Raw genomic sequence first — 21,256 nt, 5'->3', positions numbered from 1 at the left:
ACAAGCAACTATGGATAAGGAATTATATAAAGGTGTTTTCGTCTTCGCAGAACAACGCGAAGGAGTGATTCAGAACGTAGCCTTCGAACTCATCGGAAAGGCTCGTGAACTGGCAGACACCATCGGAGAAAAAGTAACGGCAATTCTTTGCGGCTACAAGGTTGCTGACTTGCCTAAGGAACTTATCGCTGCCGGTGCCGATACGGTGCTTGTCGTAGACGATGAGAAGCTCGAGAACTACCTTACCGAGCCTTACGCTCAGGCCATTACCCAGATTCTTCAGGACAAGAAGCCTGAGATCGTACTCCTCGGTGCTACGACTATCGGTCGCGACCTCGGCCCCCGTCTTTCTTCTCGCTTGCGTACAGGTCTTACAGCAGACTGCACATCGCTTGAGATCGGTGACGAGCGCAACCTGCTGATGACACGTCCGGCTTTCGGTGGTAACCTTATGGCTACGATTATCAGTAAGGTGCATCGTCCTCAGATGTCTACGGTTCGTCCCGGCGTTATGCGTCGTAAGGCTATGGACTACAACCGTCAGGGTACGGTTGAAAACGTAACTATCACATTTGACACAGCCAAGTTCCGTGTTCGCCTGATCAAGAAAGAGCGTGAAGACAAGAATATGGTGGACATCACGGAAGCTCACATCCTTGTCAGTGGTGGTCGTGGCGTTGGTTCACAAGATGGCTTCAGCAAGCTGGCCGAACTGGCCCAGCAGATCCATGCAGAAGTTTCTTCTTCTCGTGCTATGGTTGATGCCGGTCTTATCGGTCACGAACGTCAGGTAGGACAAACGGGTAAGACCGTTCGCCCCGATATCTATATGGCCATTGGTATCTCAGGTGCTATCCAGCACTTGGCCGGTATGGAGGAGAGCGATTATATCATTGCCATCAACAAGGACAAATTCGCTCCCATCTTCCAGGTAGCCGATCTCGGTGTAGTCGGCGACTTGCACAAGATTGTACCCATTCTGACGGCCAAGCTACGTTCTGCCATGCAGGACAAGTAAGAGTCTGAGAGAATCTTAGTATAACAAACCTTGCAAAGGAGCCGATGAGGCGAAGGGCTTTTGTAGCTCGTCGCATTCATTCGGCTCCTTTTTCATTCATCGAAGAGAGTTATGGAATTTCACAATCTGATTATCCAGTCGCAAGATGGCATCACGACGCTGACCATCAACAAACCGGAGACACTGAACGCCCTCTCCTCTGAAGTCCTTTCCGAATTGAAATCGGCCATTGCCGTTATCGCTACAGAAAAGCCTCGAGTGCTGATCATTACCGGAAGTGGCAAAGCATTTGTCGCAGGAGCAGACATAGCCGAGATGCAACATCTGAGTGCAGCCGAGGGAAAAGCCTTTGGAGGGCTTGGAGCAGAAGTATTCCGAAGTATAGAAGAATTGCCTTTCCCCGTTATTGCAGCCATCAATGGCTTTGCATTGGGAGGTGGATGCGAATTGGCCATGGCTTGTGACATCCGCATAGCTTCGGCTAAAGCCAAGTTTGGTCAGCCCGAAGTCGGATTGGGCATCACCCCCGGATTCTCCGGCACACAGCGATTGCCACGCCTTGTCGCTCCGGGTATAGCCAAAGAACTCATCTACACGGGTCGTATCATCGATGCAGAAGAAGCACTTCGTATCGGTCTTGTCAATCGAGTAACAACTCCGGAGGAATTATTACCTGCCACGATGGAAACGGCTCAACTCATTGCATCGCGTTCGGCTTCTGCCGTATCAGCGTCCAAGGAGGCTATCAATCGTGGTACGCAGATGCATATTGCCGAAGGTATTGCCTTGGAACAGAACCTCTTCGGTCTGTGCTTTGCCACAGCCGACCAGAAGGAAGGCATGGCAGCTTTCCTCGAAAAACGTAAACCGGCTTTCAGCTGAGAGCCAAAAAGAACAGTTATTCACATACACTTTTAATCTCCAACAAAATGAAAATAGCAGTAGTAGGTACCGGAGCCATGGGCAGTGGTATCGTTCAATGTATCGCCCAAAACGGTCTGGATGTCCTGATGAAAGGGCGAAGCGAGACTTCTATCAACAAATCGCTCAAAGGAATCGAAAAAAATCTCAACCGTCTGGTTGAAAAGGGCAAGATGTCTGCCGATGAGCAGCAAGCCATTGTGGCTCGCATCCGTACGACGATGGACTTCAATGACCTGAAAGATGCCGATGTCGTGATCGAAGCGATTGCCGAAGAGATGGAAATAAAGAAACAGGCCCTCAGTGCTGTGGCGGAAGTGGTAAGCGAGCAATGTATCATCGCGACCAATACATCTTCATTGAGCATCACAGCTTTGGCAACCGAACTCCCTACCCCATCTCGTGTGATCGGAATGCACTTCTTCAACCCCGTTCCCGTGATGAAACTGGTAGAAGTTATCAGTGCCCAGCAAACTTCGGACGAAGTGATGAAGCAGGTACTGGACTTGTGTGAAAAGCTCAAGAAAACAGCTGTACGCGTGAACGAAGCTCCGGGTTTCGTCGTAAACCGTCTTCTCATACCGATGATCAACGAAGGTATCGGAGCCTATGCCGACGGTGTGGCCAGCATAGAGGAAATAGATCAGGCCATGATGCTCGGTGCCAATCACCCGATGGGGCCTTTGGCTTTGGGCGATTTTATCGGTTTGGATGTCTGTCTGGCTATCATGGAGGTGCTGTTTACCGAATTCGGTGATGCCAAATATCGTCCTCATCCTTTGCTTCGCAAGATGGTACGTGCAGGACAACTCGGCCGCAAGACCGGCAAAGGCTTCTACGACTACAGCAAATAAGTCGTTTTTCTCACCTATCGGATTTGTCCGAAAATAATTGAGGGTGTGCTGAATTTGCTTTTTCAGCACACCTTCATTGTTTTTTTGTCCTTCTCTTCGAGGGCCTTTTCCTTGACTCTTTCATCAAAAAGTTTGGAGAAATCATCCACGATACAAAAAACATCAACTATTATGGCAACTACCGACTCAAAAATCATGCGCCAAAAAAGTTTTCAACAACGAAGACGAGTTTGGAATGATTCCAAATAAGCAGGTGAAAGGAAGTGGATCTTGAAGTCGAAAAGTTGAGGAAGCGGACTTTCTCAAGTCGAAATATGATTTTTGGAAGAGAAGATAACGATCTATATATAAATTGTTTACAATAAATATATAGATCGTTTTCGTTTTATATATAAATCGTTTTCAATTTATATACAGATCGAAAGTCATTTCTATATAAATCGCAGGCTGAAAAAGGCCTTTTCAAGAGGCTATAAAACAGAGGCACCCGCACGATTCGTAGCAGAACCATGCGGGTGCCTTGTATTTTGGTGAAACGGTAGTAAAGTGCTATTCCACTCCTGTCCTCATTGCTGCATGCTTTCCTTTAGTCCGATAGGGGTATAAACAGGATACGGGCGTAGGAGTCATACACCCCGTAGTACAGCATATAGGTCGGGAATCGTAGTACAGGATTATTCTCATCAGATAGTTTAATAACGCGGTTTTATACAAGCAGTAATATCTCTAATACACAGTGGTTTATCCCTATTTGGGATTCTTTGTGAGCAGGCAAATATAGCAAAAAGGAGCAATTCGGATGAATCGTAATCCACACAACCCAAAGCATCGAGCAAACACCTGCCCACAGGAAAGAAAAAGATTTGCCCACTATTCTTTTTGCTGATTACTCGGTATATTTTCGCAATAAATCAAGTATATTTACGCTCTTAACCCAAGGAAGAAACTCTATCATTTCAGGGGTAGTAAACAACAATAGACCACCGTATGAAAATTAAAACTCACAATATCGACAATACAAAAGTAGCTGAAATTATAACAGACAAAATAATCTTAAGATCTACAGAAGACGGATTAGAATTGTTGGGGAATTTGTATTATCAAGGATTTGATAAAATCATTATTCATGAAAAGAATATCACACCTGATTTTTTTGAATTAAAAACTAAAATAGCAGGGGATATACTTCAAAAATTCTCACAATACCAAATGTCGTTGATAATTATTGGCGATTTTTCCAAATATAAGAGCAAGAGCCTGAACGACCTTATTTTTGAATGCAACAAAGGTAAACAAATCAATTTTTTCAAAGATTTAAGCAATGTATTGTAAAGCATGTAAACATAGAATTTTATGCTAACAATGAACTCAGAACAGAGAAACTTCCCGATTATCTGATAAAGGTATGGGAGGGGCTGTTCGAGCAACTCATCATTTTCTGACGGAGCAAAATATTCGACATCTTATTCCTCATGGTCGTAGAGCACTGAAATTGGTTGATTTATTCATTGTAAATGACGACAAACGCCCTATCGCATTTAGGGATATTGCGGAAGACAAGACAGATTACCCCTTCTATGCAAACCATAGAGATATGGTGCAAATCTCCCTCATTTCCATTTACTTACCTTCAATCCTCTTCCTAATACCCTTTCCTCTAATAGTTGCAAGTATCCTTTTCGTAATCCGCACTTCGTTTCAAGGGGTTTTCTGCCGTGATATTACTACCTTTGCGACACTGAAAAATATCTGAATATACTATCATTGAAAAAATGGCAAAAGAACTGAAAGAGCTGACACCGCGGAGCGAAAGCTATTCGCAGTGGTATCAAGACTTGGTTATCAAAGCCGATTTGGCAGAAAATTCGGCCGTACGTGGCTGTATGGTTATCAAGCCTTATGGCTATGCTATATGGGAGAAAATGCAAAGGCAGTTGGACGATATGTTCAAAGAAACGGGACACGTCAATGCCTACTTCCCACTTTTCATCCCGAAGAGCTTCCTGAGCCGTGAAGCAGAACATGTGGAAGGCTTTGCCAAGGAATGCGCCGTGGTAACTCACTATCGACTCAAAGCCAATCCCGATGGAGACGGCGTAGTAGTGGATCCGCAGGCCAAGTTGGAAGAGGAGCTGATCGTTCGTCCGACATCGGAGACCATCATTTGGAATACATATAAGAACTGGATACAAAGCCACCGCGATCTGCCCATCCTCTGCAATCAGTGGGCCAATGTGGTTCGATGGGAAATGCGTACACGCCTTTTCCTCCGGACTGCCGAATTCCTTTGGCAGGAAGGTCATACGGCTCATGCTACAAAAGAGGAAGCCGAAGAAGAAGCCAGACGGATGCTGGAGGTTTATGCCACTTTTGCCGAAGAATACATGGCCATGCCTGTAGTCAAGGGTGTCAAGTCTGCCAACGAACGTTTTGCCGGTGCTGTGGACACCTATACGATAGAGGCGTTGATGCAGGATGGCAAGGCATTGCAGAGTGGTACATCCCACTTCCTCGGGCAGAATTTTGCCAAGGCTTTCAATGTGACTTTTGCCGATAAGGATGGCAATCGCGATTTCGTCTGGGCTACGTCATGGGGCGTATCTACCCGTCTGATGGGTGCTCTTATCATGTCCCATTCGGACGACAACGGTTTGGTACTTCCTCCGAAATTGGCACCTTATCAGGTGGTTATCGTACCGATATACCGCAATGAGGAGCAGCTGGCTCAGATCGACGAGAAGGCCCATCTGATTATTCAGGCTCTGCGAGCCAAAGGCATATCGGTGAAATACGACAACAGCGACAATAAGAAGCCGGGGTGGAAGTTTGCCGAATACGAGCTGAAAGGCGTACCCGTTCGCTTGGCTATGGGGGCACGCGACTTGGAAAACAACACGATCGAAATAGCCCGTCGCGATACTCTGACGAAGGAGACAGTCGGACTGGATGGTATAGAAGAAACAGTCGCTACCCTACTCGATGATATTCAGAAAAATATCTTCCAAAAGGCTCTGAACTATCGCAAAGAAAATACAATCACGGTGGACAGCTACGAAGAGTTCAAAGAAAAGATCGAAGATGGCGGATTTATCCTTGCTCACTGGGATGGGACCTCCGAAACGGAAGAACGAATCAAAGCCGAAACGAAAGCTACCATTCGCTGCATCCCGATGGATGGGGACATGACTCCGGGCAAATGTATGGTGACGGGTAAGCCCTCGCCCCAACGTGTGCTCTTCGCCCGTGCCTATTGATCCGTCAGGGGCCGGACATCAGTAAACAAAGAATCCACTAAAAAACAGAAATACCTATGGCAGAAGAAATCCAAATGTACGACGATGCGGCATCCGTGGCTTTTATTCGCAATTTCATTCCACAGGAATTGAAAGAAAAACTGACCGATGACGACATTGTTTACATCGTCGATCTGATTTACGATTTCTACGAGAGTCGCGGCTTCATGGATATGGCCGAGGACAGCGAGGAAACAGTGGAGGTGGACGAAGACGAACTCGTGGAGTACGTTGTCAAGAATGCCGCACGGGATGAGGTAGGCCACTTCTCTGCCGATGAGATACGCTTTGTCGTACAGGGCGAACTCGAATACTGCGAGAGTATCAATCTCTTCGAAGAGGACTGATACTCTACATTGGGCATGAGTAAGAACAAGCTGGCCAAATTTGCCGACATGGAGACGTTCCCTCACGTCTTCCAGTATCCTTTTGCCGTCTTGCAGCAACAGGAGGGTGGTTTTCCGCTAAAAGGGCGTTGGCACACGGATTTTTTCCACAACGATCACCCTATTGTCTTGGAGCTGGGCTGCGGTAGAGGAGAATATACGGTAGGTCTGGGCAAACGGTATGCGGAGAAAAACTTTATCGGCATCGACATCAAAGGTGCCCGCATGTGGGCCGGTGCCAAAGAGTCTCTTCAAGAAGGGATGCCCAACGTAGCTTTCCTTCGGACGGATATAGAGCTTTTGGATCGGTTCTTTGCCGAGGAAGAGGTGGCCGAAATATGGATCACCTTCCCCGATCCGCAGATGAAGAAAGTAAGCAAGCGACTGACAGGAACACGGTTCCTCTCGCTTTATGACAAGGTACTCGAAAGGGGGGGACGTATCCATCTGAAAACGGATAGCCCTTTCCTCTATACCTATACGAAGGCGTTGGTAGAGCTCAACGGCCTGCCCGTACACGAGATAACGGATGATCTGTACGGCAAAGGATGCGTAGAGAATGAAATCCTCGGTATCCGAACTTATTACGAACAACAGTGGCTGGAACGAGGTCTGACGATCAAGTACATCAGCTTTGGCTTGGGAGAGCCTGACTGCGAGTATCGGGAACCCGATATTGAAATCGAGCCTGACAGCTACCGCAGCTACAATCGCTCCAGAAGAAGTCAGGCACTTCCTTCCGAATAAATAAACCTATTCAGAATATGGCATACGTAACATTATATCCCAATCTTATCCTCGAAGCCCTTGGCAAAGTTCGCTATCCGGGGACAGGAAAAGATTTGGTTTCGGCCGGAATGGTCGAGGACGATATAAGGATCGATGGCAATAAGGTATCGTTTTCGCTCATATTCGACAAAGCGAACGATCCATTCATCAAATCCGTGGTCAAAGCTGCTGAGTCAGCCATCCTGACGTATATCAGCGAAGACGTCGACATCAAAGGCAATATCTCTGTCAAGAGCAAACAGGCAATACCTGCTCCTCCGGCCAAACTTCTGCCCGGGGTGAAGAACATCATTGCCGTATTTTCGGGCAAAGGCGGTGTCGGAAAGAGTACCGTTACGGCTAATCTGGCCGTCTCTCTGGCCAAAGCCGGCTATCGGGTAGGACTTTTGGATGCCGACATATTCGGCCCGTCTATGCCTAAGATGTTCCATTGCGAAGAGGCACGTCCCGTACTCGAAGAAGTGGATGGGCGCGAATTGATCGTTCCCGAAGAGGTGATGGGCGTGAAGATCCTCTCTATCGGATTCTTCGTGGATCCGAACGATGCTGTTCTCTGGCGCGGAAGTATGGCAGGCAATGCCCTGACGCAGCTTATCCGCGACGCTAATTGGGGTGAATTGGACTACTTCCTCATTGACATGCCCCCGGGGACGAGCGACATACACCTGACACTGGTGCAGACACTGGCTATTACCGGAGCCGTTGTCGTGACGACACCGCAGGACGTAGCCTTGGCAGATGCTCGGAAAGGAATCAGTATGTTTGTGGGAGAGAAGATCAATGTGCCGGTACTCGGTTTGGTGGAAAACATGTCGTGGTTCACACCGGCCGAACTGCCACAGAACAGATACTACATCTTCGGGCGTGATGGCGGTAAGAATTTGGCTGAGGAGCTGAACATTCCTTTGCTCGGACAGATTCCGCTGGTGCAGGGTATATGCCAAAGTGGAGACGAAGGTATACCCGTTGCTGTTCGGGACGATTCGATGACGGGAATCGCTTTCCGCGAATTGGCTGCCCGAGTGGTGGAGCAAGTGCACTATCGCAATGAACATCTCGATCCGACTAAGGTCGTAGAGGTGGCACACAGATAAGATATAGAAGACGAAAGAAAAGATAAGCAGCAGATCGGTCTGTCGCTCACTCTTTCGAGAGTGGGAGGAACGTCCGGGCAACGCAGAGCACCGTCCTTCCTAACAGGAAGCTACTCGTGAGGGTAGAGGTACGTAGAAGAGAATGACCGCCATCTTTCTGCTATCGGTTTGTGCTTCGGCACCGACTGGGCAGAGAGGGTAAGGGTGAGAAGGTTGGGGTAAGAGCCCACCGGGTGCAGCGGTGACGCTGCATGCCGTACGTCTGACGGGTTGTAAGATCATGTATACCGGCGCATGTAGGGTAGCTCGCCCGATGCCGGGGGGTAGATCGCTGGAGCCATGCGGTGACGCACGGCCAAGATAAATGACAGACGCTCCGGCTACGTGTGGCCGTGAGTACAGAACCCGGCTTACAGATCTGCTGCTTTTTCTCCCTCTCTCTTCCAATCCGGCACCGAATCGGAAGATTCGGCCTACCAGTATGGATTTACCAAGAATGGATTCAACCCGTTATTTATTATGAAAGAGAGCATTGACGAAAAAGAGAAAAAAAACGATAAGGGATTTTTCAAGCGGTGGTCTATCCGGATAAACCGAATGATTCTTTTTGTCACCAGAGATATGTGGCGCATTACGGACGAAGAGGTATCGGGGCCAAGTCGCTTGATGATCAATTCTTTCAAATCCGTTTTCCTCACAGTCCGTTACTTTATCCAGAATGATCTGGCTACACAGGCGTCTGCTCTCACCTATCGTACGATTCTTTCTATCGTCCCGATGCTTGCCGTCCTGATCGGTATTGCCAAGGGTTTTGGCATTCAGCAGGTAGTACATGATTGGCTCAAAGAATATCTGCCCGGTCATGGACAGGAATTGGATCAGGCTTTGGGTTATGTGGACAACTATCTGGCGCAAGTGCAAGGTGGCGTCTTCGTCGGTATAGGTCTTATCGTGCTGCTCTACACGGTCTTTTCATTGATAGCCACAGTGGAAGATACCTTTACCGATATTTGGCAAACCAATAAAAGACGTACATGGAAGCGAAGGGTAATCGATTATATGGGAGCTTTTTTCCTGTTGCCAATCCTGATCACGGCATCCAGTGGTCTTACTCTAATGATGACTACAATCAAGGGAACATACTTCAGCGAATACATCCTATTCGGCCCTATGCTGGAGTTGATCCTGAATTTGATACCTTACGTGATTATCGTTCTACTTTTTACCGGTACGTATATCGTATTACCCACAGTGAACGTCCGGTTTTGGCCGGCATTTATTTCGGGAGTGCTGGCCGGTATCGTTTTCCAGATATTCCAAGCTCTTTATATCAGCGGCATCCTTTGGATCTCGAAGTATAATGCCATATACGGTAGCTTCGCAGCAGTACCTCTTTTGCTTCTTTGGATACAGCTCTCTTGGACCATTGTTTTGTTTGGTGCACAGCTCAGCTTCTCTATTCAGAATGTTCGGAAATTTGCTTTTGAGCGGGATACGACCAATGTTTCACGCCGCTACATCGACTTCCTGACTATCGTCGTAGCTACACTGATCGTGAAGCGATTCTTGTCGGACGAGCGTCGCCCCCATACTGCGGACTCGCTTGCAGAAGAGAGCAAGGCCCCGATTCGGCTTGTATCCGAAGCCATACACCGCTTGCTCTCCATCGGAGCTATAATGGAGGTGAATTATATGCACGACCCCAAGGCGGAGTTCTTCAGTCCGGCGGTGGATCCGGAAAAGATAACTGTGGGCTTCATCCTCGATCGTATAGATCGCTATGGGAGCGAACACTTCAAGGTAGACAATAAGGTTCGATTCGCGCCCGAATGGCAAGCGGTAGAAGATTCCCGTCAGAGCCTGCACATCCCCCCTGCGGACACGCTACTAAAGAATTTGTAGGAGCTTATTCTCTGAGTACTCAGAGTATTCTGATTACTCAGAGTACTCGGATTGCTCGGACTCGAAGAGAGCTGAGATCCGGCCGTAGTCGGCTTGTATTTGTTGGCGAAGAGCTTCCAGGCTATCGAGCTTCATATCTCCTCTGATGAAGGTCACGAACTCCACTCGAATCTGGGAGCCGTAGATGGTTTTATCAAAGTCGAAGAGATTGACTTCGATCGTTCGCTGGTCGCCGTTGTTTAGCGTAGGCCTGCGGCCTATATACAGCATACCATTGTATCGCTCACCGCTTACAATGGCTCTGACGGCATAGACCCCATCGCAGGGGATCAGCTTGTGGCTGTCGCTTACGGTCAGATTAGCCGTCGGAAAGCCCAGTTCGCGCCCGATCCTAAAGCCATGCTCCACTTTCCCTGTCAGTATGTAGTCATATCCCAATAGCTGATTGGCCAAAGCAAGATTATTGTCCATCAGGGCTTGGCGCACGGCACTCGAACTGGCCGGCACTCCACCTATCTGGGCCTGTGAAGCCTTCTTTACCGTAATGCCCAATGGTGTAGCTATCCGCTTGTATTCTTCCAGACCGGATATGCGTCCATGTCCGAATCGGTGGTCATAGCCGACGAGCAGGGCTTTTACATGGAGTCGTTTGTGCAGGACAGTTGTAATGAAAGTGTCGGCTGTCATCGCCACTAATTCGGGTGTAAAAGGCAGTACCACCGTATAGTCCACTCCTTCCGCTTTGAGTCTGAGGAGTTTTTCGCCTATTGTCGTCAGCTTCTGGTAGGGAGTTCCCGGGCGAACCACTGATATGGGGGGGACATCGAAGGTTATTACCATAGTAGGCAGATGCTTCTCTGTCGCCATCTTTTTGAGCTGATCGAGAAGAAAGCGATGCCCGAAGTGTACACCATCGAATGTGCCGATCGTAGCAGCTACTTTCGGGATCCAAGGAAGATCTCGGAATGGGGCATTATAGTCGTTGGGAATAGCTATCGTAACCATAGTCTTGGGTTTTGTTTGCTGCGTTCTTTCCAGATTTCGAAGTGGATAATAGTCTGGTTGTTGGAGGGATCTGTATAGGCACGTCCGAGAGCCTGACCCGTTTTTACGCGAGTGCCGGCACTTACGTATACCTTACTCAGATTGGCATAAACCGTGATATAGTTACCATGACGTACCATTACTGCCGAATTATAACCGGGTATCACGAATACGCTGGATACCACACCATCGAATACGCTGGTGGCATCGGATCCTGTTGCTACAGCGATGTCAATACCGCCGTTATTAACCTGAACTTTTTTCAGTTCGCTGTGCTGATGCACTCCGAAGTCGCTTACGATTCGGTATTTACCGCGAACGGGGCCGGGCAGGCGACCTTTGTTCTGAGCAAAGCTGCCTGAGAGCGCGCGTTCGGAGGCATCCATGGCATAGCCGCCTTTGGTTTCAGCCTTTCGTTCCGGTTCGGCTGGAACTGGCTTACCCTTGGCTTTGGCTTCGCGAGCCAATCGCTCACGCTCCTCACGTGCACGGCGTTCGGCAGCTTCTATCTCCTTAGCAATCTGTTTCTCGATCTTCCTGTTCAGAGCTTCAGCCTGCTTCTTTTGCTTTCTTAGCTGGGATTCCAAATCTTTTTGTTTGGCACCCAAGGCCTGCACCTGCCGGCGTTGCTCTGCTTGCTGTCCTTCGAGCTTCTTTTTTTCCTCTTCTCTGATCACCAAGAGACGTCCTTTTTCCTTCTTGGCCTCTTCTACGGTCGCACGTTCGGACTCCAGCTTGCTGCGTGTATCGCGAAGACGGACAGAGGCTTGCTTGTATGCGGAAGCGTATTGCTCCAGAAAACGCATTCGTCGCATTCCCTCATCGAAGCTTTTGGCAGATGAGATGAAAAGAATACGATCCAACGAGCGTTTCCGCTTTTGCATAGACTGTAGAGCATGGGCATATTCATCGGATCGGGCCTTCTCCTCCACGGAAAGCCGATGGCATACACCTGTCATAGAGTCTATATCCGACTGTAGCCCTTTTACCTCGCTATCCAAGAGTTGCACTACCTGCTTGCGCTGCGCAACCTGTTTGTTCAGGAGGTTAAGGTGTTTTTGTTTGTCTTGCTTGTCTTTCTTGGTCGTTTGCAGTTCGCGATCGGTTTTTTCGATGGCTTTCAGTGTTTCTTTTCGTTGTTTTTCAAGTTGCTGTACCTGCTTGGATTTCTGTCCGAAAACAGGCAAGAGAAATGCACTGAAGAGAAAGGTGCTACAGAGAAAAAAGCGGATTGAAGACTTCATGTGTAAATGGATTAGAAAAGCTCGGACAGATCTTCCAGCGTCATCCTGCCATAAGTGGATGTGTTGACGCGAGGGATTACATCTGTTTCATCGATATCTGTGAATCTCATTTTAGGCAGGTCGAGAGCAAGAGAGCCTTTGACCTGTCCCAAATGAAGCACTTGCAAAAGGAGGTTTGCAGGCAGGTTCTTCTCGGCACCATACTCTCGGAAAGATGAATAGGTAGTAATAAGTCGGTAGAGGGTGGACGGGTCGTATATACTCATGGAGAGGGGGCGTCCGTTGTTGCCGATCTCGGATATGTATTCCATCCGTCGGTGGTCTTGATAGGAGAGCAATTGCCCTTTTTGAGCACCGGTCGAAAGCAAAAGATCGGATGCCACTACGGATGTGCCATCAGCCTTGAAGAGCTGTGCGAGGAAAAGCGATTCGAAGGCACGATAAGAAAGCTCTATACCGGTAAGTTCGCTAAGCTGCGAATAGGAGGCCGTCACGTAACGTTTGTTAATGGCATCCGTTACGGTCAGTCCTTCGGGCGTGATCCACGCTCGTCCGGCTACAACCAACGGAAAAGGCATAGCGACAAGGCGGATACCGCGATTGCGAACGAGAGTAAACTCGATACGTGTATTCACCTCCTTTTGATCGAATCGGAGAACAGCTTTACCCGTCGCACTGAATCTGTCCTGCCGCGGATAGTGCTCCTGTATGTTAGCAAAAAGAGCGGCAGGACTACTGACTTCCATATCGCTGCCGGCACCGGATATAGAGCCGAATGTGTGGGCGGAACTGCACCCTGCGATAAGCAACGACACAAAAAAGACAACAACGATAAATGCAAGCCCAACGGGGCCAAACTTCTTCCTGAGCATCATTTCTTCTTTTCAGGGATATATATTCCTTGTTCTATTTTCTTGTCCAGCATAGGACTGCCTCCTCCACCGATCTCTTTAGCCCGCTTCCATTCCTGCAAAGCTTCCTCCTTCTCTCCGAGCATATAGAGGACATCGCCATGGTGCTCTACGACATCGGCATCGGGGTTGTCTGCGGTCAGTCCTAAGGCTTTTTCTATGTAGAGTTTGGCCAACGTATAATTTTCTCTTAGAAAGAATACCCAACCGTAAGTGTCGAGTGAGACCGCATTGTCCGGCACCAGCTTGACGCATTGGGCTGCCATTCTTTCGGCTTTAGCCAGATCACCGCCTTCTTTGGCCAAGAAATACGCATAGTTATTGAGTACTCCCACATTGCGTGGGTTCAACTCCAACGCTTTTTCGTAGTTTGCAAAGGCTTCTTCGGGCTTTTTTTCTTCATAGGCCAGATCGCCTAATTGGCTATAAATATCCGATAGACCGTTGGGATCCTTCTCTGCATCGATATGCTCCAGTGCTTCTTGCAGTATGCGCTTGGCTTCCGAACTTTTTTTCTCTATATAGTAGGAAATGGCATCGTAGAGGTAAAATAGCGACACACCCGGCAAATACTGTCGCGCTTGTTCGGATATGCTGTGGACTTCGGTATGGTTCTGGCCGGTAACAGCTCTGCCCAGCATGAATTTCCATGCCCGTTCTTCTTTAGGAGCAAATTCCGTGATAGGTCGGCAAACCTCCATGGCATGGATAGAATCGCCCTGCATTTCCAAGAGTTCGGCATAGAAAAGGCGTGCATCCACTTCTGTGGGATGGCTGGCAAGTATCTTTTCGAGCAGGATATTGTACTCTTTTTTCGGTGCATCCTCTTCGTCTGTGTCAGTGCCGATAAAACGCAGGATGATCGGTAGCTTCTGCTCCGGTGCCACATCCTTGTCTGCGGCTACTTTGATCATTTCGTTGATGGCTGCTTCTTTTTCGTTTGTTCCCAAGTAATAGCTGGCCATAGCAAAATGATACAAGCCACTTGTCGAATCCGTCCGAGCTATCAGTTGCAGTTGCTCGTAGGCTTCGTCGTACTTCTCACTGTCGAGCAGAGTACCGGCATACTTCAGCCTAAACTCATTTACTTCCGGAAAGCGATTGCATAGACGGCGAAGTTCGTTCAGAGCCTTGTTGGTCTGACCGGTCATCAGGTAGAGACGTGCCCGAATCTCAGCATAGTTGGAGGCATCTGCTGCACTGACAGCATTTTGCTCCTCCATACGGTTGTATATGGATATGGCCTTGTCTATCTCTCCGGCTTGTACATACATATTGGCCAGTTTGAACCGAAGTTCATCTTCGGAAGGGAATTGTTCGGACATCTCCTCGTAAAGCCTGACGGCATCATCGGCACGTCCTTGGCGTTCGTATACGGCACCCAATATATTGCCGTAGTTCTTGTTGTCGGGATAGAGCTGATAGGCTTGCTCCAAATAACGCGTTCCTTCCTCCTGACGCCCGATGGCAAAATAGAGTTTTCCCAACTCCGATAACAGAGCTGCATCGTTGGGATTCAACCGATGACAATAACGAAAGATGTCGAAGGCTGCAGCATAATTCTCCTGTTCTCGTAGCCGGATACCCTCATAGAAATATCGGTCTAATTTAGATGCCGTACTGTCTGCAGTGGATGTGCTTCCGGCTACAGGAGAAATAGCCAAAAGAAACAGCAGGAGGATGATAGAATGGATCCGCATCTGTGGTAGTTGAAGGGAGAGATTGATAATTATTCTTTACCTGTATGACCAAAGCCGCCTGCGCCTCGTTCCGTATCGGCCAATTCGTCTGTAAGTACCCATTCGGCCTGTTCATGTCTGGCGATAACAAGCTGGCAAATCCGTTCGCCATCTGCTATGGTAAAAGGAGTATTCGAGAGATTGATCATAATGATCCCTATCTCGCCACGATAATCGGCATCGATGGTACCGGGGCTATTGACCAGCGTAATACCGTGTCGGAGAGCCAGTCCGCTTCGAGGGCGGATCTGTGCTTCGTATCCTACCGGAAGTTCGATGAAGAGGCCTGTTGGGATGAGACGGCGTTCCAGTGGCAACAGCGTAATAGGTTCTTCGATGGATGCACGCAGATCCATACCGGCAGATGCCGAAGTCGCGTATGCCGGCAGGGGATGATGCGAGCGATTGATGATTTTGATTTTCATTGCTTGGGTCTCTTGAGAGGAAAGTGATCGACTGAGAAAAATAGTCCTTCCCAAAAACTAACGCTCTTTCCAGTCTCCGTTTTCTTTGATGAGTTCGATAAGCTGTTGTACGGCCTGCTCCTGAGGAATACCACGACGAACGCACATCTTCTGCTTGTACAGATCGATTCGTCCCGGGCCTGCCCCTACATAGCCATAGTCGGCATCCGCCATTTCACCCGGCCCATTGACGATACAGCCCATAATGCCGATCTTCAATTCTTTCAAATGAGCTGTTGCAGCTTTTATTCGGGCTACGGTTTCTTGCAAATTGTACAATGTACGGCCACAGCCCGGGCAGCTGATATATTCCGTCCGACTCATGCGTAGCCTTGTAGCCTGCAAAATACCGAAAGCCAGGCGATCCACAGCGGCCGAAGGCAGCTTGTCGGCAGTAATCATAATCCCATTGCCTCGCCCTTCGAGGAGTATGGTCCCCATATCGGCCGATGCTTGAATCTGGAGATCTTCCAAGTCGGTGCAGTCATACCTGCGGTGCAGGATAACGGGGCATCGACATCCTGCCAGCTCCAAACGATGAAGCATTGCACGCCATTCGGCTACGGGATTGATACCTACGGATTCAAGCAAGATAACTGTATCAGGATTTGCGTCAATGGTTTGTACACATTCGTCCGTTATATCATCCGGCCGGATGGAACGAAAAACGATATTTTCCGGCAACATATCCCCACGATAATACTGACCGTTAGCTCGGAGTACGATGTCAGGCAAGAGTTCGGTATCGAAATGATCATCTCCATGCCTGCGGTCCGATATGACAATCGGAATATGCTTACTCCCGATAAAGCCCCCGACTGCATGTGTTTCTTGGCGTCGGAGTTTGTCCCGGTCGTAACGATCCGGTTGAGGAACGGCTATCGACGGGTGGCCGTTACGCTTCTCTATATAGGCAACCAGTTTGCGAGCTACCGGAATCTCACACTCCGGATCCTCACTCAGTGACACACGAATGGTATCGCCTATGCCATCAGCCAAAAGCGAACCTATGCCGACAGCACTCTTGATTCGCCCATCCTCACCATCGCCTGCCTCGGTGACACCGATGTGAAGCGGATAGTGCATACCTGCGGTATCCATTCGTTCCACAAGAAGGCGTACAGCCGCTGTCATAACCAAAGTATTCGATGCTTTCATCGAGATCACCACATCGTCGAACTCATGTTCGCGGCATACATCGAGGTACTCCATGCAGCTTTGTACCATGCCTTCGGCTGTATCGCCATAGCGCGTAAGCATACGTTCGGACAGAGAGCCGTGATTGACTCCGATGCGGATAGCTCGCCCTAATCGTTTGGCATCTTCCACGAAAGAGCCGAAACGTTCTCTCACAGCCTTATGTCCCAGATCGAAAGCTTCCTCTTCGGTCAGATTGCTCCCGGACTTCATCTCCACGAAATTGCCCGGATTGATGCGCACCTTCTCCACATGCAGCAGAGCTTCTTCCGCAGCTTTAGGATTAAAGTGAATATCTGCCACCAATGGTGTGTGATAGCCCAAACGGCATAGCCCGGCATGGATATGCCGAAGATTGGCCGCTTCGCGTACACCCTGAGCCGTAAAGCGGACATAATCAGCCCCTGCATCTATGATTCGGGCAGTCTGATCGACAGATGCCTGCGTGTCCATGGTGGACACATTGGCCATGGACTGTATGCGAATGGGAAAATCTCCACCGAGAGGCGTATCACCTATTCGGGCTACGGAGGTCTTGCGTCTTTTATATCCGAACAGATCGGGCATAGTCTTGCTATATTCTTGGGGTTGTCGATTCGATCGGGAACGACACCCCTACTTCGAAAAGATGATAGAGAAAAAAGAAAGGCAGACTACAGCCGATAGCGGCTCATAAATAAGCCACGGCTATAGACTGCCGATCTCTTTTTTGTGTCGAAGACCGACGGGGCAGGACAGGGCTTTAATTCGTTTTGAAGTTATACTTCACCTCTGCCAGCTCGCGATTGGCCTTTACGACTTTTTCTTTGAGCGACTCCTTATAGGCCTCCAGTCGGGCATAGAGAGCTTCATCGCCGGTAGCCATCATCTGGACGGCCAGAAGAGCTGCATTCTGAGCGGCATTGATTCCCACTGTAGCAACGGGGATGCCCGGAGGCATCTGAACGATAGCCAACAGAGCATCCATTCCATCGAGAGTGGCATTGATGGGCACACCTATTACCGGAATAGACGTCATGGAAGCAATCACGCCACACAAATGAGCAGCCATGCCGGCAGCAGCGATAATTACCTTGATACCGCGAGCCTTGGCTCCGTGAGCGAAAGCCTCTACTTCAGCCGGAGTGCGATGGGCCGAAAGTGCCAACATCTCGAATGGAATCTGCATTTCATCGAGCATTTTGGCGGCTTTCTCCATAATGGGCAGATCGGAAGTACTGCCCATGATGATGCTTACCAAAGGCTGCATTTATTGAGCTATCAGCTTTTCGTATTCGGCAGCACTCAGAAGGTTATCGAAGTCGGCAGCATTGGCAGCCTTGACCTTGATAATCCAACCGGCACCGTAGGGATCGCTGTTTACGAGTTCGGGTTGCTCTTCCAGATCAGGGTTCACTTCCAATACCTCGCCGGCGATAGGCATCATCAGGTCGGAAACAGTCTTCACAGCTTCGATCGATCCGAAAACCTCATCAGCCTCGAGCGTTTCGCCTTCGGTAGTAACGTCCACATAGACGATTTCGCCCAATTCGCCCTGAGCATAGTCGGTGATACCGATGAAGACAACGTCGCCTTCTTGGCGAGCCCACTCATGATCCTTAGAATACTTCAGTTCTGCAGGAGTTTTCATTTCTAATTTTCTTGTTGATTATGTTTTGAAAAAATGCTTTTGCAAAGTTAGTCAAAGTTTACGTTCGTACAGCGAACTGCGGTTCGTAGTTTTTGCAACTTTTGGTTCGAGAAAAAGCGAAGCTCTCAAAGCCTCGGTCGGATGTAGAGAAGTTTTCGTATCGGAAGCCTCGGCTTCTTCCACAACCTCGATTTTGTAACCGATCTTTTCGAGTTTGGCAGCCAATTTTTCGAGGGAGGTTTTGTCTTGATCGAATACCAACAGGATGACATTCTTCTCGATGTCGAATCGGATGTCTTTCATTCCCTTTTCGAATTGTAGGGCTTTGCGGATTTTCTTTTCGCACGATTCGCAGTGCATGCGAGGTGTGGGAGATACGTAAACGCTGACTACGTCTTTGGCCAATGCCGCTCCTGCATATGCAAGGAAAAGCAGGAGAGTGAAAACAAAGTGTCTCATACTGATTGAATTTTATGTGTGAATACTGATAGTCCGAGATTAGTCATCAAAGAGATCGAACCGAATACCCATATATACCATGACCCCCTCGGTCGGCCCCCATATCATGGTAGAGTCAAACTCTTTGCTCCATGGATTGTGGGCACTGATAATAGGGTTGGGTTGGCGGTAGTCGGTCAGATTCTCACCACCGAGATATATCGACCATCGGGGAAAGAATCGTGTGATCTGTGCGCTGAGCATCGGGTAGGATGGGAAAGTTTTGTCCCAAGAAAGCGTCCCATCGGCAAGAGTGTACGGATCGGGCATGCGTCCGTCTCCGTTGAGGGAAAGAGTGACATCGCCCTGCCAAAGTCGCAGAGGAGTCTTGTAGGATGCAGTAAGCAGTCCTTTGTAACGTGAGGTAAGCGGCTCCGTAACCAATTTGTCCCCGATGGTATTCCGCACATCCGTGTATCTGAAAGCAGCCATCAGATCCAATCCACGCAACAGTGTGTATGAAGCGTCGAACTGAAATGTATGGGAGAAAGAGCGTCCGGAGAGCGGATAAAAATGGAGTTCGTGGGGATGCCTGTCCATATCTATGACTACACGCTTGTCGAAATCCGTATAGTAGTATTCGGCATTCAGCTCCAATTTCTTGCCATCGGAGATTGGAATATCGAATCCGGCACTGAGACCGTAATTCCACGACTCCTCCTGCAGATTGTCGGTTTCGGGGTGAATGACCATCTTCCTTCCTGAAGCGAGGAGGTGGTTGTTCTCCGTGAGGATGCCATGAGTGCGATAGCCTTTGCCTGCGGACAAACGTATGGAAACAGCCGACACGGGACTGTAACGGATATGGAAGCGCGGTGTCACGAAAAGGCCATGCATACTGCTGTAATCGGCTCTGACACCACCCATCAGCACCAGTTTATCGACGGGTGTATAGGTGTACTGCACATAAGCACCGGGGACGGATTCGAAATGCTTGTCTTGGGTCGGTACCATGTTCGGAAGCTGCTCCGTTTGGGAAGAAAGGCGATAACGATCGTATTGCCAGCTCAGCCCCGATGAAAAGGTGTGTCGAGGATCGAATTGCGTTTCGAACAGGAGCGAGGCATACAGATTGTCCTGCCTTACATCGAGTATCTTCAGACCATAGTTTGCGTCCAACTGTTGCCCTGAGGCATTCATGATCAGAGCAACGTTGGTACCATGCTCCCGCTCCAATATATAAGCCACCTTGCCGAATGCTTCTCCTCGGTGCGTCTTGATCCCTATCCGATAGGGATAGGAGAGGGCATCGGCATGGTGTCCGTACTGGCCTGAGCGTCGATTCTCGTACAAATAGAGGAGTCCGCTTTGGATGATAAGCCGATCGGACTTGTAAGTCCATCGGTTCATGAAGTTGTACTGCCGCTGCTTCGGCATGTCGATGAACGAATCACCATTGCCATCGTGAGCCAGGGAGCGGTCTTCCACATGGGCAAGAAGAGCCGTACTCCAACGATCTCCTATATGAGAGTTCGCCAAGAGGTTCAGCTCACCTCGCAATCCCTGATCCAGATAGGCATTACCCTCGAAGTAGCGATCCGTGTTCGGTTTCTTGTACTCCACGTTGATCTGGCCGGTCATGGACTCAAACCCGTTCTTCACCGAGGCTGCACCTTTGGACACCTGTATGCTTTCTATCCATGTACCCGGTATATAACCCAAAGAGAAAGGTGCGGATATACCTCGAAAGTTGGGATAGTTCTCCGTCTGCATCTGTACGTATTTGCCACTCAGTCCGAGAAGTCTGATTTGTTTCGTGCCGGTGGCTGCATCCGTTGTGGAGACATCCACGGACGGATTGGTGGTAAAACTTTCCCCCAAATTGCAGCAGGCCGCACGGATCAGTTCGCCGGCATTGATCTGTTCTTTGTTCTCTATGCTGAGTCGGGGTCTGGATCGTCCTTTCCGATAGCCCAATACTTTGACGTCATCCATGACTATGGATCGGAGCATCACTGCCACCTCTTTTGCTTCGGGAGCAATGTCCAAAGTATCCGGCACGAAGCCGACACAGCTCACGACCAGACGGTTGGAGAGCTTGGAGCGATGAATGGAAAATCCGCCATCGTCCCCCGTGGCAGTATGTGTATCCGTTCCTAACCAAAAGACAGAGGCAAATGTGACGGGTTCGTTCATATCGTCCACTACTCGTCCGGTGAGTTTGGAATTCTCCTGTGCTCCTACTCCGATAGCAAAGAGGAGCAAAAGAGGAAGGAAGAAAAAGAATCTTCTGATATACTTTTTGTTCATTGAGATTGATTTCGTTTGGGAG

Annotated in this window: 19 protein-coding genes and 1 other RNA gene; 10 read left to right on the top strand and 10 right to left on the bottom strand. The window is 49.0% G+C overall.

Annotated features, from left to right (window positions below; translation table 11 throughout):
- Positions 1–10: 10 nt before the first annotated feature.
- From F452_RS0102165 to F452_RS0102115, 10 genes are all read left to right on the top strand, one after another.
- On the top strand, positions 11–1,018 hold the full coding sequence (locus F452_RS0102165) for an electron transfer flavoprotein subunit alpha/FixB family protein (RefSeq protein ID WP_018964623.1): 1,008 nt from the start codon (positions 11–13) through the stop codon (positions 1,016–1,018).
- Positions 1,019–1,129: 111 nt separating this feature from the next.
- On the top strand, positions 1,130–1,900 hold the full coding sequence (locus tag F452_RS0102160; RefSeq protein ID WP_018964622.1) for an enoyl-CoA hydratase-related protein: 771 nt from the start codon (positions 1,130–1,132) through the stop codon (positions 1,898–1,900).
- A 47-nt stretch (positions 1,901–1,947) separates the two neighbouring features.
- Positions 1,948–2,793, top strand: coding sequence for a 3-hydroxybutyryl-CoA dehydrogenase (locus tag F452_RS0102155; RefSeq protein WP_018964621.1), 846 nt, complete (start codon positions 1,948–1,950; stop codon positions 2,791–2,793).
- A gap of 987 nt (positions 2,794–3,780) precedes the next feature.
- On the top strand, positions 3,781–4,125 hold the full coding sequence (locus F452_RS0102145) for a DUF4180 domain-containing protein (protein WP_018964619.1): 345 nt from the start codon (positions 3,781–3,783) through the stop codon (positions 4,123–4,125).
- Between the two features lie 440 nt (positions 4,126–4,565).
- Entirely contained in the window at positions 4,566–6,047 is a 1,482-nt protein-coding gene (gene proS / locus F452_RS0102135; RefSeq protein WP_018964617.1) for a proline--tRNA ligase, read from the top strand.
- A gap of 56 nt (positions 6,048–6,103) precedes the next feature.
- Positions 6,104–6,433, top strand: coding sequence for a hypothetical protein (locus F452_RS0102130; RefSeq protein WP_018964616.1), 330 nt, complete (start codon positions 6,104–6,106; stop codon positions 6,431–6,433).
- A gap of 15 nt (positions 6,434–6,448) precedes the next feature.
- Positions 6,449–7,219, top strand: coding sequence for a tRNA (guanosine(46)-N7)-methyltransferase TrmB (trmB, locus tag F452_RS0102125; RefSeq protein ID WP_018964615.1), 771 nt, complete (start codon positions 6,449–6,451; stop codon positions 7,217–7,219).
- Between the two features lie 17 nt (positions 7,220–7,236).
- On the top strand, positions 7,237–8,355 hold the full coding sequence (locus F452_RS0102120; protein WP_018964614.1) for an Mrp/NBP35 family ATP-binding protein: 1,119 nt from the start codon (positions 7,237–7,239) through the stop codon (positions 8,353–8,355).
- 26 nt (positions 8,356–8,381) lie between these two features.
- An RNA gene (gene rnpB / locus F452_RS11110) (RNase P RNA component class A) lies at positions 8,382–8,784 on the top strand.
- 90 nt (positions 8,785–8,874) lie between these two features.
- The gene (locus F452_RS0102115; protein WP_018964613.1) at positions 8,875–10,257 is read left to right on the top strand and encodes a YihY/virulence factor BrkB family protein; all 1,383 of its coding nucleotides are present in this window, start codon (positions 8,875–8,877) and stop codon (positions 10,255–10,257) included.
- Positions 10,258–10,290: 33 nt separating this feature from the next.
- Here the strand turns inward: F452_RS0102115 and ribF are convergent, their stop codons facing one another.
- The 10 genes from ribF to F452_RS0102065 all read right to left on the bottom strand — a co-directional run bounded on the left by ribF (position 10,291) and on the right by F452_RS0102065 (position 21,234).
- Positions 10,291–11,262: a riboflavin biosynthesis protein RibF gene (gene ribF, locus F452_RS0102110; RefSeq protein WP_018964612.1), complete on the bottom strand. Its 972-nt coding sequence runs from the start codon at positions 11,260–11,262 to the stop codon at positions 10,291–10,293.
- Positions 11,250–12,545: a murein hydrolase activator EnvC family protein gene (locus F452_RS0102105; protein WP_018964611.1), complete on the bottom strand. Its 1,296-nt coding sequence runs from the start codon at positions 12,543–12,545 to the stop codon at positions 11,250–11,252. Before F452_RS0102105 ends, ribF begins: the two co-directional genes overlap by 13 nt.
- Before the next feature lie 11 nt (positions 12,546–12,556).
- Positions 12,557–13,420, bottom strand: coding sequence for a DUF4292 domain-containing protein (locus F452_RS0102100; RefSeq protein ID WP_235317485.1), 864 nt, complete (start codon positions 13,418–13,420; stop codon positions 12,557–12,559).
- Positions 13,417–15,156, bottom strand: coding sequence for a tetratricopeptide repeat protein (locus F452_RS0102095; protein WP_018964609.1), 1,740 nt, complete (start codon positions 15,154–15,156; stop codon positions 13,417–13,419). Before F452_RS0102095 ends, F452_RS0102100 begins: the two co-directional genes overlap by 4 nt.
- Before the next feature lie 29 nt (positions 15,157–15,185).
- A complete protein-coding gene (gene dut / locus F452_RS0102090; RefSeq protein ID WP_012457944.1) occupies positions 15,186–15,620 on the bottom strand; it encodes a dUTP diphosphatase in 435 nt (144 codons plus the stop codon).
- A gap of 57 nt (positions 15,621–15,677) precedes the next feature.
- On the bottom strand, positions 15,678–17,423 hold the full coding sequence (ispG, locus tag F452_RS0102085) for a (E)-4-hydroxy-3-methylbut-2-enyl-diphosphate synthase (RefSeq protein ID WP_018964607.1): 1,746 nt from the start codon (positions 17,421–17,423) through the stop codon (positions 15,678–15,680).
- Positions 17,424–17,598: 175 nt separating this feature from the next.
- Positions 17,599–18,105: a 5-(carboxyamino)imidazole ribonucleotide mutase gene (gene purE, locus F452_RS0102080; protein WP_018964606.1), complete on the bottom strand. Its 507-nt coding sequence runs from the start codon at positions 18,103–18,105 to the stop codon at positions 17,599–17,601.
- Positions 18,106–18,486, bottom strand: a complete 381-nt coding sequence (gcvH, locus tag F452_RS0102075) for a glycine cleavage system protein GcvH (RefSeq protein WP_004584176.1) — start codon at positions 18,484–18,486, stop codon at positions 18,106–18,108.
- 51 nt (positions 18,487–18,537) lie between these two features.
- The gene (locus tag F452_RS10645) at positions 18,538–18,945 is read right to left on the bottom strand and encodes a heavy-metal-associated domain-containing protein (protein ID WP_018964605.1); all 408 of its coding nucleotides are present in this window, start codon (positions 18,943–18,945) and stop codon (positions 18,538–18,540) included.
- Positions 18,946–18,984: 39 nt separating this feature from the next.
- The gene (locus tag F452_RS0102065) at positions 18,985–21,234 is read right to left on the bottom strand and encodes a TonB-dependent receptor (RefSeq protein WP_018964604.1); all 2,250 of its coding nucleotides are present in this window, start codon (positions 21,232–21,234) and stop codon (positions 18,985–18,987) included.
- Positions 21,235–21,256: the final 22 nt, after the last annotated feature.

The sequence above is a fragment of the Porphyromonas gulae DSM 15663 genome (genome assembly GCF_000378065.1).
In the GTDB taxonomy this organism is placed as follows: domain Bacteria; phylum Bacteroidota; class Bacteroidia; order Bacteroidales; family Porphyromonadaceae; genus Porphyromonas; species Porphyromonas gulae.
The sequence above is the reverse complement of the archived record's forward strand: the minus strand, read 5'-3'. Positions and strand labels throughout refer to the sequence as shown.

Coding starts and splice junctions, on each gene's coding strand:
- F452_RS0102095 (WP_018964609.1), bottom strand. CDS start 15,156: ATGCGGATCCATTCTATCATCCTCCTGCTGTTTCTTTTGGCTATTTCT.
- F452_RS0102165 (WP_018964623.1), top strand. CDS start 11: ATGGATAAGGAATTATATAAAGGTGTTTTCGTCTTCGCAGAACAACGC.
- gcvH (WP_004584176.1), bottom strand. CDS start 18,486: ATGAAAACTCCTGCAGAACTGAAGTATTCTAAGGATCATGAGTGGGCT.
- proS (WP_018964617.1), top strand. CDS start 4,566: ATGGCAAAAGAACTGAAAGAGCTGACACCGCGGAGCGAAAGCTATTCG.
- F452_RS0102155 (WP_018964621.1), top strand. CDS start 1,948: ATGAAAATAGCAGTAGTAGGTACCGGAGCCATGGGCAGTGGTATCGTT.
- F452_RS10645 (WP_018964605.1), bottom strand. CDS start 18,945: ATGAGACACTTTGTTTTCACTCTCCTGCTTTTCCTTGCATATGCAGGA.
- ribF (WP_018964612.1), bottom strand. CDS start 11,262: ATGGTTACGATAGCTATTCCCAACGACTATAATGCCCCATTCCGAGAT.
- F452_RS0102115 (WP_018964613.1), top strand. CDS start 8,875: ATGAAAGAGAGCATTGACGAAAAAGAGAAAAAAAACGATAAGGGATTT.
- F452_RS0102145 (WP_018964619.1), top strand. CDS start 3,781: ATGAAAATTAAAACTCACAATATCGACAATACAAAAGTAGCTGAAATT.
- F452_RS0102105 (WP_018964611.1), bottom strand. CDS start 12,545: ATGAAGTCTTCAATCCGCTTTTTTCTCTGTAGCACCTTTCTCTTCAGT.
- F452_RS0102065 (WP_018964604.1), bottom strand. CDS start 21,234: ATGAACAAAAAGTATATCAGAAGATTCTTTTTCTTCCTTCCTCTTTTG.
- purE (WP_018964606.1), bottom strand. CDS start 18,105: ATGCAGCCTTTGGTAAGCATCATCATGGGCAGTACTTCCGATCTGCCC.
- F452_RS0102100 (WP_235317485.1), bottom strand. CDS start 13,420: ATGATGCTCAGGAAGAAGTTTGGCCCCGTTGGGCTTGCATTTATCGTT.
- dut (WP_012457944.1), bottom strand. CDS start 15,620: ATGAAAATCAAAATCATCAATCGCTCGCATCATCCCCTGCCGGCATAC.
- F452_RS0102130 (WP_018964616.1), top strand. CDS start 6,104: ATGGCAGAAGAAATCCAAATGTACGACGATGCGGCATCCGTGGCTTTT.
- ispG (WP_018964607.1), bottom strand. CDS start 17,423: ATGCCCGATCTGTTCGGATATAAAAGACGCAAGACCTCCGTAGCCCGA.
- trmB (WP_018964615.1), top strand. CDS start 6,449: ATGAGTAAGAACAAGCTGGCCAAATTTGCCGACATGGAGACGTTCCCT.
- F452_RS0102120 (WP_018964614.1), top strand. CDS start 7,237: ATGGCATACGTAACATTATATCCCAATCTTATCCTCGAAGCCCTTGGC.
- F452_RS0102160 (WP_018964622.1), top strand. CDS start 1,130: ATGGAATTTCACAATCTGATTATCCAGTCGCAAGATGGCATCACGACG.